At 38.1% G+C, this 14,806-nt stretch carries 13 protein-coding genes; 2 read left to right on the plus strand and 11 right to left on the minus strand.

Features of this window, described 5'->3' with window-relative positions:
- Positions 1-80: 80 nt before the first annotated feature.
- Complete coding sequence (gene hutH / locus AQF98_RS17605; RefSeq protein WP_055133281.1) at positions 81-1,568, minus strand: histidine ammonia-lyase; 1,488 nt, start codon at positions 1,566-1,568, stop codon at positions 81-83.
- Between the two features lie 95 nt (positions 1,569-1,663).
- Here hutH and AQF98_RS17610 point away from each other — a divergent pair, with 95 nt between their 5' ends.
- Positions 1,664-2,653 (plus strand): alpha/beta fold hydrolase, encoded by a 990-nt coding sequence (locus AQF98_RS17610; RefSeq protein WP_055133553.1) that lies wholly within the window; start codon positions 1,664-1,666, stop codon positions 2,651-2,653.
- A gap of 4 nt (positions 2,654-2,657) precedes the next feature.
- Here AQF98_RS17610 and AQF98_RS17615 read toward each other — a convergent pair whose 3' ends face one another.
- Entirely contained in the window at positions 2,658-3,680 is a 1,023-nt protein-coding gene (locus tag AQF98_RS17615) for a Gfo/Idh/MocA family oxidoreductase (protein ID WP_055133282.1), read from the minus strand.
- A gap of 78 nt (positions 3,681-3,758) precedes the next feature.
- Here AQF98_RS17615 and AQF98_RS17620 point away from each other — a divergent pair, with 78 nt between their 5' ends.
- Entirely contained in the window at positions 3,759-4,103 is a 345-nt protein-coding gene (locus tag AQF98_RS17620) for a hypothetical protein (RefSeq protein WP_055133283.1), read from the plus strand.
- A 94-nt stretch (positions 4,104-4,197) separates the two neighbouring features.
- Here the strand turns inward: AQF98_RS17620 and AQF98_RS17625 are convergent, their stop codons facing one another.
- The 9 genes from AQF98_RS17625 to AQF98_RS17670 form a co-directional block, all read right to left on the minus strand.
- On the minus strand, positions 4,198-4,875 hold the full coding sequence (locus tag AQF98_RS17625; protein ID WP_055133284.1) for an OmpA family protein: 678 nt from the start codon (positions 4,873-4,875) through the stop codon (positions 4,198-4,200).
- Positions 4,876-5,088: 213 nt separating this feature from the next.
- Complete coding sequence (locus tag AQF98_RS17630) at positions 5,089-5,790, minus strand: ABC transporter ATP-binding protein (protein WP_235524258.1); 702 nt, start codon at positions 5,788-5,790, stop codon at positions 5,089-5,091.
- Between the two features lies 1 nt (position 5,791).
- A complete protein-coding gene (locus tag AQF98_RS17635) occupies positions 5,792-7,264 on the minus strand; it encodes a DUF5687 family protein (protein ID WP_055133285.1) in 1,473 nt (490 codons plus the stop codon).
- Position 7,265: 1 nt separating this feature from the next.
- The gene (locus AQF98_RS17640; RefSeq protein ID WP_055133286.1) at positions 7,266-8,546 is read right to left on the minus strand and encodes a replication-associated recombination protein A; all 1,281 of its coding nucleotides are present in this window, start codon (positions 8,544-8,546) and stop codon (positions 7,266-7,268) included.
- A gap of 288 nt (positions 8,547-8,834) precedes the next feature.
- Entirely contained in the window at positions 8,835-10,049 is a 1,215-nt protein-coding gene (locus tag AQF98_RS17645; protein WP_055133287.1) for a DEAD/DEAH box helicase, read from the minus strand.
- Between the two features lie 111 nt (positions 10,050-10,160).
- Positions 10,161-10,847, minus strand: coding sequence for a hypothetical protein (locus tag AQF98_RS17650; RefSeq protein WP_055133288.1), 687 nt, complete (start codon positions 10,845-10,847; stop codon positions 10,161-10,163).
- Between the two features lie 76 nt (positions 10,848-10,923).
- Complete coding sequence (locus tag AQF98_RS17655; RefSeq protein ID WP_055133289.1) at positions 10,924-11,781, minus strand: helix-turn-helix domain-containing protein; 858 nt, start codon at positions 11,779-11,781, stop codon at positions 10,924-10,926.
- Positions 11,782-12,057: 276 nt separating this feature from the next.
- Entirely contained in the window at positions 12,058-12,792 is a 735-nt protein-coding gene (locus AQF98_RS17665; RefSeq protein WP_055133291.1) for a DUF4197 domain-containing protein, read from the minus strand.
- A 48-nt stretch (positions 12,793-12,840) separates the two neighbouring features.
- Positions 12,841-14,751, minus strand: a complete 1,911-nt coding sequence (locus AQF98_RS17670) for a VWA domain-containing protein (RefSeq protein WP_055133292.1) — start codon at positions 14,749-14,751, stop codon at positions 12,841-12,843.
- Between the last annotated feature and the right edge of the window lie 55 nt (positions 14,752-14,806).

Consider the following 14,806-nt stretch of genomic DNA (forward strand, 5'->3'; position numbering starts at 1 on the left):
CGGGAAGGCTGATTTTAAACTTAAAACGATTACAATGTTATTTGTCTTGTTCTTTTTTGCAGTACTTTATTGGCTTTTAACTATAGCGACGTTTTTGCTATAAACTCAATAGAAGCTTGAATATCCTTTGCAAGCAATCGATCTGCTTCATTAAAAGATACAACTTTGCGATAGTCCGCTACCAATTGCTCAATTTTAGGAGATGATTTTTCGGGTCTTCTTAAGTCTAAAGCCTGGCATGCCGTTAACAATTCTATCGCAATAATTCTTTCTAGGTTATCGCAAACACGTAAACATTTGGTTGCCGCATTGGCGCCCATGCTTACATGGTCTTCTTGCCCATTACTACTTACAATGCTATCTACAGAAGCAGGGGTACACAATTGTTTGTTCTCGCTGGCAATAGATGCGGCGGTATATTGCGTAATCATTAAGCCCGAATTTAAGCCAGCATTTTTGACCAAGAAAGGTGGTAGTCCACGAGAACCAGAAATCAATTGGAAAGTTCTACGTTCTGAAATTGAGCCCAACTCGGCCAATGCCATGCATAAGAAATCTAAAGTCAATGCCAAAGGCTGTCCATGAAAATTACCTGCAGAAATGATCAGGTCTTCATCTGGAAAAACATTCGGATTATCAGTTACTGCATTCATTTCAGTTTCAAAAACCGATTGGATATAGTTGATACTATCTTTACTTGCGCCATGTACTTGTGGTACGCAACGGAAAGAATAAGGATCTTGTGTTTGTTTACCTTCTCTTTTGATCAGCTCACTTCCTGCTAACCAAGTGTTGATGTTTGCTGCGGTGGTTATCTGACCTTGATGTGGTCTGATCAGATGGCTTAAATCTAAAAAGGGGTCAATCCTACAGTCAAAAGCATCTACCGAAATGGCGGCAACAACATCGGCCCAAGCAGCTAATTTTTGTGCCTTTAACAAACAAAATGTACCATAGGCGCTCATAAATTGGGTGCCATTAATTAGGGCTAAACCTTCTTTGCTCTGCAAGGTTAATGCTTGCCAACCTAAGTTTTGGTTAAGCTCGGTGGCGGTTATTCTTTGGTCGTTGTACCAAACCTCTCCTTCGCCAATTAAAGGCAAAGCCAAATGCGCTAAAGGCGCTAAGTCGCCAGATGCACCTAATGAACCTTGTGTATAAATTACCGGCAAGATATTGTGGTTGTAAAAGTCTACCAAACGTTGTACCGTAGTTAAGGCAACAGCAGAGTGGCCATAACTTAACGATTGGATTTTTAACAACAACATTAATTTCACAATAGGTTTAGGCACTTCCATCCCTGTTCCACAAGCGTGAGACAATAAAAGGTTATGTTGAAGTTGGGTTAGATTCTCTGAATCCACTTTTACATTTTGTAAAGAACCAAAACCAGTATTGATGCCATAAATTGGTCCATCGTGGTTGCTGAGCTTATTGTCTAAATAGGTTCTGCATTTTTCTATCCGTTCTATTGATAATGCAGACAATTTGATGGTCTTGTTTTCTTCAATGATAGTTTTGATCACAGCAAGTGATAATTCTCCTGAGCCAATTTCGTAATCTGTCATATATATTTCTATTTGGTGACCAAAAGTATAAATAATGCTTAAATTTAACACAATCACGAACAATGATTGTTTCTTATTTGACTAAACCCTTATTTATGATCAAAAATTTTTGCTGTATTGTCCTTTCCTTTCTACTAATTGGTTCTATTGCGAAAGCACAAAAGCAAGATACCCTGTCTATTACGCTTGAAAATGTAAAATACCCCTATCCAGTTAAATACTTTAATGTTCAAACTGAAGGTCAAGATTTAAGGATGGCTTACATGGATGTAGCCCCTACGGTAACTGCAAACGGAAGAACTGTAATGTTGTTCCATGGTAAAAATTTTGGTGGTTATTATTGGACGAGTGTGATTAAAGCCCTCACTAATGGAGGTTTTAGAGTAGTGGTGCCTGATCAGATTGGGTTTGGTAAATCTTCCAAAGCTTTTATCCATTACAGTTTTCATCAAATGGCCACTTGGAACAAACAATTGTTAGATACTTTGGGCATACAAAAAGCATCAATATTGGGTCATTCAATGGGTGGGATGTTGGCTACCCGTTTTGCATTGCTTTTCCCAGAACGGACTGAAAAACTTTTGCTAGAGAACCCAATAGGTTTGGAAGATTATAGAACTTTTATTCCTTATATCACTACAGAACAACAATACCGAACAGAACTGAAAGCCACTGCAGAAAGCATCAAAAAATATTACCAATCTTCTTATTTCACGGTATGGAAACCAGAGTATGATGAATTGGTACGCATTGCAGCAGGGGTAACTTTTAGTGCCGACTATTCGCGATGGGCAAAAGTTGCAGCCATGACTTTTACCATGATTTATGAACAACCTGTGGTTGATGAGTTTGTAAATATCAGGGTGCCCACCATTTTATTTATTGGGAAAGAAGACCGAACAATTGTTGGCAAAGGATTATTGAGCACAGACCAACAGGCTTTATACGGGCAATATAAAATGTTGAGCAAAAAAACTGCTGCCAAAATATATGGTGCAAAACTAATCGAATTTGATGGTGTAGGGCATATTCCTCATATAGAAAACCCAACAGAATTCCTCATTGCGTTAATGGGAGGTTTATAACTTACTAACTTGGCTCGGCTTCTAAAATTTCGAGCTGTGCTAAAATATCTTCTTCGGTAATTGGATAAGGAATATCATGAACAAGGTTTTGATAAACAGCCTCGAACAATCCTGTATAATCTCCTTTTGCTGAAGGAATAAATTCTGTAGTCCTATCGCCATTTGCCACAATTAGAGTTAGTTTCCCAGCATCATTTGGGTCTTCAATTCCGTAGGCAACATCAGTTGGTTTCATTCCTTTTAACAGTTGGGCTTCCTGTACATCTGCATGGTTTTTGCTAAATGAACCCATGGTGCCATTGAGCACAAAAGCATCTTTTACATCAACCACCAACATGCTTGCCGTTAAAAATACGTGAAGCTCATTTGGATAGCTTAATCGGATAAAGAAATAGTCGTCCACTTTTGTACCTATCCTGTTTTTGCTTAAGATCTTATCGTATTTTACAGGTTTGCCAAAAAGGGCAATGGCCTGATCTAGTAAATGAGGTCCAAGATCATATTGTAGACCACTGGCTTCAACTGGTTCTTCTTTAAAAGCTTTCGGACCAATTTCGTTTCTATATCTGTCAAAACGAAAATGAACTTCTACCAATTTGCCAAGTTTACCACTTTCGATTATTTTTTTAGTGGAATTGAAGCCGCTATCAAATCTACGGTTCTGATAAACCATGGCTTTCTTGCCAACGCTTTTGGCCAAATCAAATAATTCTTTGGCTTGGGCTGTAGTTGCAGTAAAGGGTTTTTCGACCAAAATATGCTTGCCAGCTTTTAACGCGAGTTTGGCATATTCGTAATGGGTATAATTGGGCGAGTTGATGATCACTAGCTCAATCGATTCATCAGCCAATAACGCTTCAACACTGTTATAGCTTTTAATTGATGGATAATCATGCACCGCTTTTTTTTGGTTTCTTTCGGTTATGGCCACTAGGTTAAAACCAGGGTGACTATCTATAAAAGGGGCATGAAATACTTTGCCAGACATGCCATAAGCCAATAAGCCGGTGTTGATTTTGCTGTTCATTTTACAAAGCTAAAAATTTGACTTACATGTGCGTTAATCTGTAAGTCATTAAAGCGGGTATAAATGTATATTTGCGATATGAAACCAGCAGAGATACATGCCAAATGGAAAACTTTGCAAACAAAAATTGCAGAAGAATTTGAATCGGATACTCCAGATCTAAAGGTAATTCTGTTTTTAATTGGCGTACAAGAACTAGGCAAAGGGCCTAAAAAATATAGCAAAAGACAAAAAGAAGAACTCATGCATATTGCTACCTGTCGCTTATTGAGCGAAATGGGCTTTTATGAGTTGGAAGGGTTGGACCAAGATGGCTGGCCACATTGGAAACTGATCAAGCCTATCCCGTCTTATGCTTTAATGGAGCAAGAATTGTTGCTTAAAGGCTTAGCGATAGCCTATTTTGAAGATATTTATCAATAAAATATTTTCAAAAAATCGACAAAAAATAAAAACCCTGAAGTAATTAATTACGACAGGGTTTTTTCATTTATATAGGTAGATATAAATTTTATGATTAGCCTTTTGAGGCTGCTTCTTTTTTCAATTGATCGTTGGCAACAATTACAATCTCAACTCTACGGTTAGCTGCACGGCCTTCGTCAGTTGCATTGTCTGCAATTGGCTCGGCAAAGCCTTTACCCACAGTAATTAAACGAGCTGCCGGAACACCTTGAGAAACTGCATAAGCTTTTACAGCAGCAGCTCTTTTTTCAGATAATCCCATGTTGTATTCTTCAGTACCACGGCTATCGGTATGACCAATAACTTTAATATCGGTTCCTGGATATTGATTTAAAGAGCTAGCTAAAGATTCTACATTCTTTTTAGCCGCATCTTTTAAGGCAAACTTGTCAAAATCGAATAAAATACCACTGTCAAATTTTACAATAATACCTTCTCCTTCACGAATAACTTCTGCGTTAGGGATTGCATTCTGTATTTCTGCAGCTTGTTTATCCATACGTTTACCGATAAAACCACCAGCAGTACCACCAACGGCAGCGCCAATAATAGCACCCACAGCTGTGTTACCCGCTTTTTTGCCAATTATACCACCAATTACACCTCCAGCTGCGGCACCTATACCAGCACCTTTTTGAGTATTGGTTAAACTGTCACATCCTTGAAAAGTCATTGAACCAACCGCAAGGGCAACACTAAAAGCAGCTATTTTGAATTTTGACGTCATCATTTTCTTAATTTTTTGATTTAACTACGATGGCATTGTCAAATGAAGTGCCAATTCGTAAAAGCTAAATCAATTAAATTTTTATAGGCTGAATTAGTGCATGTTATGTGCGTTTAAGAGCCTTATGACAAAATTTGCCAAAAAATAAAATGGTCAATCAACTACCCACAATGTGGTAGGCGATTGACCATAATTCTATACAATTGTTACAATTGACTATTCAGAGAAATAGGCTTCAAGCTCTTTTAACGTATTTTCGTCGGTATGGAAATCTTTAATGATCAAACCTTTTTCCAATAAGATAATTCGATCGCATACATCGGTTACGTGATTGAGATCGTGACTAGAAATCAAAGTGGTTAAACGGTGCGAAGCTTTTAAAGATTTGATCAAAGATTTAAGTCTGATCTGCGTAGTTGGATCTAAATTGGCAAAAGGTTCATCCAATACCAAAAGTTCGGGTTTTTGCATCAATGCGGCAGCAATACCCACTTTATTTTGGTTACCCTTAGAAAAATCGCGAATGTATTTGCCTCTACTTAAAATTTCACCGTTAAAAAATTCTTCGTATTGTTTTAAATAGTCGCCCACATCGGCCACACTTAAATTATGTAAACCTCCAATAAAAGTAAAATACTCTTCAGGTGTTAAATAATCAATTAAAAAGCCTTCATCTAAATAAGAGGCAGTATAATCTTTCCAATGATCGTTTGTAGCCACATTTTGATCTTTTGATAAAACCTCGCCACTGTCTGGTCTAATTAAATCCAAGAGCATTCTAAACATGGTTGTTTTTCCGGCTCCATTATTGCCCACTAGCCCAATAGTTTCGCCAGTACGAATAGTTAAGTTATTAATATCTACTACAGTGCGGCCACCATAGCTTTTTTTCAATTGTCTAAATTCTAGCATACTCATATTATTCTCTAAAGCCTTCGGCTATTTTATAACGTTGTTTCTCAAATTTTTTAACTAACAGGTTAATCCAAAAATTGCGCATCAATAAGGTAATTAAACCAAATAAGGCAATGGCTGCTAAACCCCAAAAAGGTTTATTCATGATGCCGAATGGCATATAAATAAATACAGGGATCAATATAAAAGGAAGGCCCAAGATCCACTGTGTGGCGCCAATGCCCTGCCAATTGAAACTGGCACTTTTGGTAATGTCCAATCGTTTGTAGTTCATGGTCGCAAAATACAATACAATTACCGTTGCAAACCCTATATTGTACAGATAGGCTGCAGCATGTAACAACAGCAGTTTGTAACTCATAAATCCATAAAAGCTTGCCAATACGGTAATAATGGTAGAGCTAATGGTAAACAGTAAAAATTTAGCTTTGATAAAATCCTTGAAATCGATTTTGTTGACCAAAAGACCATCAAAGTGAGTGCTTTGCCAAGCAAACATAAACTGCCCATAAGTTAAAATGGCAATGCCTGTCATAAATAAAGCGGCAAAAAGTAGTTTGCCAAACTCATTTTTTTCAATCATTGGGCCTTTGTAAAAGATCAGTCCATAGGCTAAAAAAGCAAAACCCATTAAAACCGAACCTCTAGAACGTTTATGGCGAAGGATTAACTTTAATTCTAATGCAGCCAGTTCACCTACTTTACCAAAACGGTTTAAGAATGGATAATCTGTACTCGTTTTTTTATCGTCTTTGGTACTTAACTCTTCGGTATATAAGTTGGCACGAAGATAATTGGAGTTGATGATAAATATCCCTACTGCAGCCAAAGTGAAGATCAGCCCTAAAAATGGGTATTTGGTAACATTTACAAAAATCAGATTAGAGAAATCTCTTACCGAAATGATATGGTAATAATCTAATGCCGCTAATACGGTAACAACACCTATAATTGAAATGAAATAAGAAAAGTTATTGATCGATTTACGCTTTAAGTACAGCACAAGATAGTTGTTGAAAACCACCAGTGATAAGATAGAAAGTACATACATTAATGCGGTAAGCGCACCGTAGGTAGTACCGATCTTCATGATACTAAAAGGGATAAATACAAATAGTGGCAACAGGTTAAAGAATGAAAAAAGCGATTTGATGTTTAAGAAGTTAACAATCGTTTTTCGTTTGATCTTAAGGTGCAGGTAAGGCACAATACTTAAGGTTGGGAGCTCTTGCATCTGTGTGCGGATAGCCAAATCGAACAAGAAGTAGTACAAAATGAAACCATTAAAAACCGTGATGACATTTTGGCCAGGGAAAGTTTTTTCAATGATCATCGTCATCCAAAAACCAACGCCAACCGCAATGGCTAGGAAATAGAGCATAAAGAAGCCCAATAGTAGATTTGCAGCAATACTGCCGGCTTTATTTCGGCTGCGCCAAAAGTCTTTCCATTGGTGGCTTAAAAAAGTTGATAGCATATTAATAATTGTATTTGTTTTTCCAATTCTGTTTTAATTTTTCTCTGAGTTTTTCTTCTGCCGGATTTTTGCCGGGATCGTATAATTTCGTTCCACTTAATTGCTCTGGCATATATTCCTGTTCAGAAAAATTACCTTCAAAACTATGCGAATATTGGTAATCTTTTCCATAACCTATATTTTTCATCAATTTTGTTGGTGCATTTCTAATGTGTAATGGGACTGGCAAATTACCAGTTTGTTTCACTAACTGTTGTGCTTTATTAATGGCTTCGTAGCTGGCATTGCTCTTAACCGATGAGGCTAAGTAAGTTACGCATTGAGAAAGGATAATTCTAGCCTCAGGATAACCAATTACATTTACCGCAGTAAAACAATTATTGGCCAATAACAAGGCGTTAGGGTTGGCATTGCCAATATCTTCGGAGGCTAAAATCAATAGCCTACGGGCGATAAATAAGGGGTCTTCTCCTCCTTCTATCATTCGGGCCAACCAATACACAGCTGCATTGGGGTCGCTCCCTCTAATTGATTTAATGAACGCCGAAATAATATCGTAATGCTGTTCTCCGGCCTTATCGTATAAAGCAAGGTTCTGTTGAGCATGGGCAAGCACATTCTCGTTGGTGAGTTCAATCTGATCGCCGCCAATGCCATTAATGGCAATCTCTAAAACATTTAAAAGTTTACGGGCATCGCCACCAGATAAACGGATCAAAGCCTCATGTTCCTTAATCTTGATCTGCTTTTCTTTTAAGATGACATCTTTTTTAATCGCGGTATCTAATAAGCCCACCAATTCTTCTTCAACCAAACCTTGTAAAATATACACCTGGCATCGCGATAGTAATGCGGAGATGACCTCGAAAGATGGATTTTCTGTAGTTGCACCAATTAGGGTAACCAAGCCACGTTCTACAGCCCCCAATAAACTATCTTGTTGCGATTTGCTGAAACGATGAATCTCATCAATAAACAAAATGGGCAAGCCCATAAAACTGTCTTTTAAAGCAGCAGCCCTGTCTATTACTTCCCTAATATCTTTAACGCCAGAATTGATGGCACTTAAATTAAAAAACGGGCGATCTAAACTTTGAGAAATAATGTAGGCCAACGTTGTTTTGCCTACTCCGGGTGGCCCCCAGAAGATCATAGAGGGCAATTGGCCACTTTCTATGGCTTTGCGCAGCACCGCATTGGGGCCAACCAAATGTTTTTGCCCAACATACTCGTCCAAATGGTGTGGACGCATCCGTTCTGCTAATGGGGCTTGGCTTTGCATAGCTAAAGATAGGAAATTTTAAATTTTACCCTCTACAAAAGCAATGCGTTTTATCAACAAATAACCAAATATTCAAAAAAATAAAGATTTACAATGGTGGATTACAAATCCACTTAGGCAAGGTCGAGATTGCAAATCCCGACCAACATGGATGACAATTCCTAAATAAATGGAGATTGTAAATGCCAACCAATATTAAGGAATTACGAATAACCAACTATTCCTTAAAATCTGGCTATCTTAATACGATATACTAACTACTAAATACTTTTTATTATATACTTCCTACTAACTACTCGCCTTAGGTTTCTTTTTAAAAAACTTCTTTTTCTTTACATAAGGTTTCTTCTCAGCCAATGGCTCGTCTTTAGGTGCTTCTCCCAAATGCTCGGGTAAAGGAATGCGGTCTATTTCACGCTCAATTAACTTCTCTATATTGGCAAATTTGCGTTTGTCTTTTGCGTTTACTAAGGTAATAGCCGTGCCTGTAGTTTCGGCCCTTGCTGTTCTTCCAATTCGGTGAATGTAATCTTCAGGATCATGAGGTACATCATAATTGATCACCAAACTAATTCCCTCAACATCAATTCCTCTACTTAAAACATCCGTACCAATTAACACAGGGATCCGTTTGTTCTTGAAGTCGAGCATAATGGCCTCTCGTTCTTTCTGCCCCAAATCTGAGTGGAAAGCCTCTGCTTTAAAGCCTAAACGGCTAAAAACCTTGCCCAATTCTTTTACTTTATCTTTTGTAGAGGCAAAAACGATAATGCTTTTATAATCGGCATGTTTCATTACTTCAGTCAGTAATTTTACCTTCTGACTATCATGTACAAAATAAGCCTGTTGATTGATGCCGGCAGCAGGTTTAGAAATGGCAATATTTATTGATTCAGGATGATTTAAAAGTTTAGATGCGAGAGTTCTGATCTTTGGAGGCATAGTTGCCGAGAACATTACCGTTTGTCGCTCTTTCGGTAAATAACCCACAATTTTCATAATGTCATCATAAAAACCCATGTCCAACATCCTGTCTGCCTCGTCTAAAACCAAGTAATGTAATTTGTCCATTTTGAGCACGCCCGACGAAAGGTGTGCAATCAACCTACCCGGTGTAGCAATAATAATATCTACCCCTTCACGCATCGATCGCTTTTGTTGTTCATAAGCTACTCCATCACCTCCACCATAAACCGTTAAAGAACTGATATTGGTAAAATAAGAAAGTGCCTCAACCTGTAAATCTATTTGCTGGGCAAGTTCTCTGGTTGGTGCAAGAATCAAAGTGGTATTGTGCCTATCGTTGTTTTCGGTAAGCATATTCATAATCGGCAACAAATAGGCCCCAGTTTTACCAGTTCCTGTTTGTGCACAAGCTATCAAATCTTTTTGAGCTAAAATTAGCGGAATGGCCTGTTGTTGTATCGGCGTAGCGTTACGAAAACCCATTGCTAATAAACCTTCTAAAAGTTCTGGGTTAAAATTAAAATCTTTAAAATCCAAAGTTGTTATTGTAAAATACTGTATAAAAGTACCTCAAATTAAAGCCAAAAGCAAATGGCTTGAAAAGCAGAGCCAGTATCCTTTGTCTGGATTTTTAATCCCGACCAACAACTATTGCCAAAACCCTTGAACTTTAATGCGCTTAGGTTGTGTATGCATTTGTTTAATCCTTTTGCGCAATTGCACACAAGTTGGAATATGTCCGGCAATATAAATAGTCGATGTGGCTAAATTATTTGTTTCTACCCAGTTGACTAGCGCAGAGTAGCCACCAAAATCTTGCTGGGCTATGGCGCCAATATTCCAATCCAGATACTCCTTAAACTCACGACGATGGTGTTCATTTGCAATGGCAATTGCACCTGAAATGGGTTGTTCTTTTGCCAATTGTTGCAGGGCCAAATAATGACCAATGCTACTCATGTCTCCTAAACTAATCATGCTGCCACTGGTGGTAGGCTGGTGCAAGGTAGGCCCTACACCTACATATACAATTGAATCTCCTTTTTTTAAGCTGCTTACCCACTTGCTTCCTATTCCTTCATGCTGCGCATCGATAAAAAGTGTACAGGTACTGGTTTCTACATCCCAACAGGCAGGGGTGTAATCTCTATAAACACCTTCGGCAACCCTTACTTTGATATGTTGTACTTTATCCCATTTCTCCATTTTCATGTCGGGAAAATGCACATCTACTTCAAAAAAAGTAGCGGGGTTCCATGCCCTTACTTCTAATACTTTTCCAGATTTGCCAAATGCATTTTCTAATAAAGAAATGACTTTGTTTTTAATTGTCATCGTCGTTAAAATTTGATACACAAAGCACGTAACAAAGCGAGCGAGAAACAATAGTTAAAATAAAGGAAGTGTTGGACTATTCGTGGTAATCTTTTCTGAACTGGATGGGAGATTGTCCTACAACTTTGCTAAAAAGCCTAGAGAAATAAGCATGATCTGTATAGCCCAAAGCATTCGCAATTTCTTTTACAGTATTGCTCGTATAATAGAGTAAGCGTTTGGCTTCTAAGGTAATTTCTTGATGGATCCAATAACTTACAGCAAAGCCAGTATTTTGCTTAACCGCTTCATTTAAGTAGGCCGGAGAAATATTTAATAAGCTGGCATACGCCGCAGGGCTTTTTATAGCGCTAAAGTTTTGGTGTAGGAGTTGTCTGAATTGTCGGGTAATGATGGTTGGGCGCAGCTCCTGTTGTTGTTGCCCATTTTCAATTGTGAGGTAAGCTGCTGCAAAAAAACCAATGGTAGTGTCAATTGAGGAGCGGGTAATTTGGGATTGGAATTTAAGATCGATAGCTTGCTTACAAATCCCTTCTAGTAAAGAAAAGCTCTGGTTTAAGTGGGCTGCAATTTCACGATCTGGGGTAATGGGCTGTTGACCAATTAGCTGCTCTTCAAAAACAGTTCGATAAGTTTCATTGATGTACTCTGCTGCTACTGCCAAGAACCATCCCTTGCAATTGTGGGTAGTGAGTACTTGATGCACCTGGCCTGGTAAAATAAAAAACAACCATTCGCCAATACCTGTTATTTCCTTAAAATCGACCATAATTTGGCTAAATCCTTCTTGTTGAAAGAAGAATAAATAATGGTCATCACGATGTGGTCCATAAATATCTTCGTCAACGTCTTTGATCGCTTCCAAATGGCGTATTTCTATCCCAATTTTGTTGATGTCTTTTAGCGAATGAACTGGGATGTGTTGGCCTGGCATTTAGCAAAGATAAAGCAAAGCTTGAGCGTTACAAATTTTGGATTTGGTTTATGGAGATGTCGCCTTTTAAAAACAAAAAGCTTCCCAAATTTTTAGGAAGCTTTTTGTTGAACAACAGTTTTTACTGGTCGATTTATGGTGTGCCTGCCCTTCGTGGATTACCCGCTCACAGGACTTTTTTATCTAGATTTTGTAGCTCTTTTTTGTTAGAACAAGCTAGGAAATCTTTAGTTTTAATTAGATAAAAATTTATCCACAAATCCACATTTTTGTTAACTATTTTTTAGTGTCGGCATAACCGAATACCTTTTGCAGCAAGCCCGTAGAGCGGGCTCCAATGTTGTCTCTTATCTTTAATTCTTCTTGTGCCACTTGTACAAACATCCCATCAATGGCTTTTTGGGCAACATAAGCAGATAAATCTGTATTGATAGGCTTAACTAACGGTATTTTATTATAAGCCAAGGCAGCATCGCCCCAATATTTGGTAGCACCTACCTTGCTCAAACTGCTGGTAATTACAGGTCTAAATTTTTCTAGAAGTTGGGCGGTAGTTACTCTTTTAAAATATTCGGTTGCAGAATCTTTATTGCCCAATAAGATATTTGTGGCATCGGCTATCGTCATTTGTTTAATGGCGGCAATAAAAATCGGCTTTGCTTCTTTGGCTGCATCCTCTGCTGCTCTATTGATACTCAAAATTACATTGTCGGCAAGCGAATTTAGGCCCACACTACGTAGTGTTTTTTCTACCTTTTGTGCTTCTGTGGGGAAAAGAATCTTAACTGCCAAGTTTCCAAAGAACCCATCTTTTGCAGAAAGTTTGTCGGCTCCTTGCGAAGTACCAATCTCTAGCGCCTGCTTAATCCCTTGCCCAATTTCTAGTGTGGTAGGTGTGCCCCCAGTTGGGATTTGTTTTAAAATACTTCCAATTTTGTTTTGGCTCTGCACATCGCAACTACTGAGGCAAATGATACACACTGCCGAGAAATATAAACCGATCTTCTTCATCTTTTCTATTTTAGTTAAGTTAAAGAAACAGATGAAACCATCAATACCCTATTTGATTTTAATAGGCGATGTCACCTCATTTCTATTGGCAATAGTAAGCAAATCTTTTGCCATTAATCGAGTAGATTTAGCCAATTTTAAAAATTCAGATCGGTAGCCTTCTTTGTCTTTCCCCATGGCGCCCTCGGCTAAAGAAATCACCTGTTCAAAACTACTATTTTGTTTAAAGTCTGATTGACGTAACAACATGCCAAATTCGGCAAGGGCTGCTACAAATCTAAAATTATCGCTGGTATTGGTTTTAGGGTTGTCGTTAATGGCTAACTGCATTTTTTTACTGCTCTCTTGGTCTGGTAATTTATAACGAATTTTAACGGTCAACATTTCATTACCCTCGTAGGTGATAGGGGTTTGGGTAGGTTTTTGATATTTTAAATCATCAACTTTAGATGCAAAACTGCTCTTTATTCCAGTTGGAATAATTTCATACAAGGCGGTTACCGTATGGCCAGAGCCCATTTCTCCAGCATCTTTTTTGTCATCATTAAAATCTTCGTCCTTTAATAGCCTATTTTCGTAACCAATTAATCGGTAGGCCTGTACTTTGGCCGGATTAAATTCTACCTGTAATTTCACATCTTTGGCAACGGTAAATAAAGTGCCACCAAACTCATTTACCAATACTTTTCTGGCTTCGTTAATGTTATCGATATAAGCATAGTTTCCGTTTCCTTTATCGGCTAAAATTTCCATTTTACTATCCTTGTAATTGCCCATTCCATAACCTAATACCGTTAAATAAATCCCGCTTTTGCGTTTTTGTTCAATCAGGCGTTGCATTTCATCGTCACTGCTAATTCCCACATTAAAATCGCCATCTGTAGCTAAAATAATGCGGTTGTTACCTCCAACTATAAAATTTTCGGCGGCTACTTTATAAGCCAATTGTAAACCTGCTCCACCCGCAGTTGAACCACCTGCACTTAATTTACTCAAGGCATCTTTAATGCTTGTTTTGGCATCGCCAGGGGTTGAGGGTAATACTAAACCAGATTGACCTGCATACACCACAATGGCCACCTTGTCTTTGGCACGGAGCTGATCTGTTAACAGTTTGAACGATGAAACCAATAAAGGTAATTTATTGGCACTGCTCATGGAACCAGATACATCAATAAGAAATACAAGGTTAGATGCTGGGAGATTATCGGTAGCAATTGTTTTGGCTTTTAATCCAATTTGCACCAATCGGTGTTGTGGGTTCCATGGTGCTGGAGCTAACTCGGTTACGATGTTGATAGGGTCTTTGCCAGTAGGTTGTGCATAGTTGTAATCGAAATAATTGATCATCTCTTCAATGCGAACGGCATCTTTTGGCGGTAATGAGCCATTGTTGATGAACCTGCGTACATTGCTATAAGATGCCGCATCTACATCAATTGAAAAAGTAGAGAGTGCATCTTTTAAAGGATCTTTAAAACCGTTTTCACTAATTGAGCTGTAACTTTCTGTATTTCTATCTTCTTGGTATATACCCGGAACCCTGCCTGCTAATGAAGTGGTGATAGGGATCCTCAATGCCTCCGAAATAGGGGAATCCATCATCCGTTTTTGTTTTTGCTCCTTTCCATGGGCCATGATTACCACTTCTTTTAAATAATTGTTATTGGCAAGTAGTTCTATCTTTAATACATTGCCCTTATTTAAATTAATGATTTTGGTTTGGTAGCCTACATAAGAAACGACTAGTGCAGTATCAGTTTGTGGTATTTTAAAATTGAACCTGCCTGATAAGTTGGTTTTAGCCACAGTTTTGCTGGGTAAACTTTTTAAAATGGCTGTTGCAATTGGAGATCCATCCGATAGGTCGGATACCGAACCACTAATGGTTTTAAAATTGACAGCTTTAAATCCGATAAAAAGGAACAAGGCCAAAAAGGCAAATGATAATTTCTTCATGAGTTCTGATTTTTAATATGGATGTAAGGTTTATCAGATTTCCACACCCTTATCC

The sequence above is a fragment of the Pedobacter sp. Hv1 genome (assembly GCF_001412215.1).
Taxonomy (GTDB): domain Bacteria; phylum Bacteroidota; class Bacteroidia; order Sphingobacteriales; family Sphingobacteriaceae; genus Pedobacter.

Excerpts from the sequence above, each read along its gene's own strand:
- hutH (WP_055133281.1), bottom strand. The coding sequence starts at position 1,568 with ATGACAGATTACGAAATTGGCTCAGGAGAATTATCACTTGCTGTGATC.
- AQF98_RS17655 (WP_055133289.1), bottom strand. The coding sequence starts at position 11,781 with ATGCCAGGCCAACACATCCCAGTTCATTCGCTAAAAGACATCAACAAA.
- AQF98_RS17615 (WP_055133282.1), bottom strand. The coding sequence starts at position 3,680 with ATGAACAGCAAAATCAACACCGGCTTATTGGCTTATGGCATGTCTGGC.
- AQF98_RS17650 (WP_055133288.1), bottom strand. The coding sequence starts at position 10,847 with ATGACAATTAAAAACAAAGTCATTTCTTTATTAGAAAATGCATTTGGC.
- AQF98_RS17620 (WP_055133283.1), top strand. The coding sequence starts at position 3,759 with ATGAAACCAGCAGAGATACATGCCAAATGGAAAACTTTGCAAACAAAA.
- AQF98_RS17665 (WP_055133291.1), bottom strand. The coding sequence starts at position 12,792 with ATGAAGAAGATCGGTTTATATTTCTCGGCAGTGTGTATCATTTGCCTC.
- AQF98_RS17640 (WP_055133286.1), bottom strand. The coding sequence starts at position 8,546 with ATGCAAAGCCAAGCCCCATTAGCAGAACGGATGCGTCCACACCATTTG.
- AQF98_RS17625 (WP_055133284.1), bottom strand. The coding sequence starts at position 4,875 with ATGATGACGTCAAAATTCAAAATAGCTGCTTTTAGTGTTGCCCTTGCG.
- AQF98_RS17635 (WP_055133285.1), bottom strand. The coding sequence starts at position 7,264 with ATGCTATCAACTTTTTTAAGCCACCAATGGAAAGACTTTTGGCGCAGC.
- AQF98_RS17670 (WP_055133292.1), bottom strand. The coding sequence starts at position 14,751 with ATGAAGAAATTATCATTTGCCTTTTTGGCCTTGTTCCTTTTTATCGGA.
- AQF98_RS17610 (WP_055133553.1), top strand. The coding sequence starts at position 1,664 with ATGATCAAAAATTTTTGCTGTATTGTCCTTTCCTTTCTACTAATTGGT.
- AQF98_RS17630 (WP_235524258.1), bottom strand. The coding sequence starts at position 5,790 with ATGAGTATGCTAGAATTTAGACAATTGAAAAAAAGCTATGGTGGCCGC.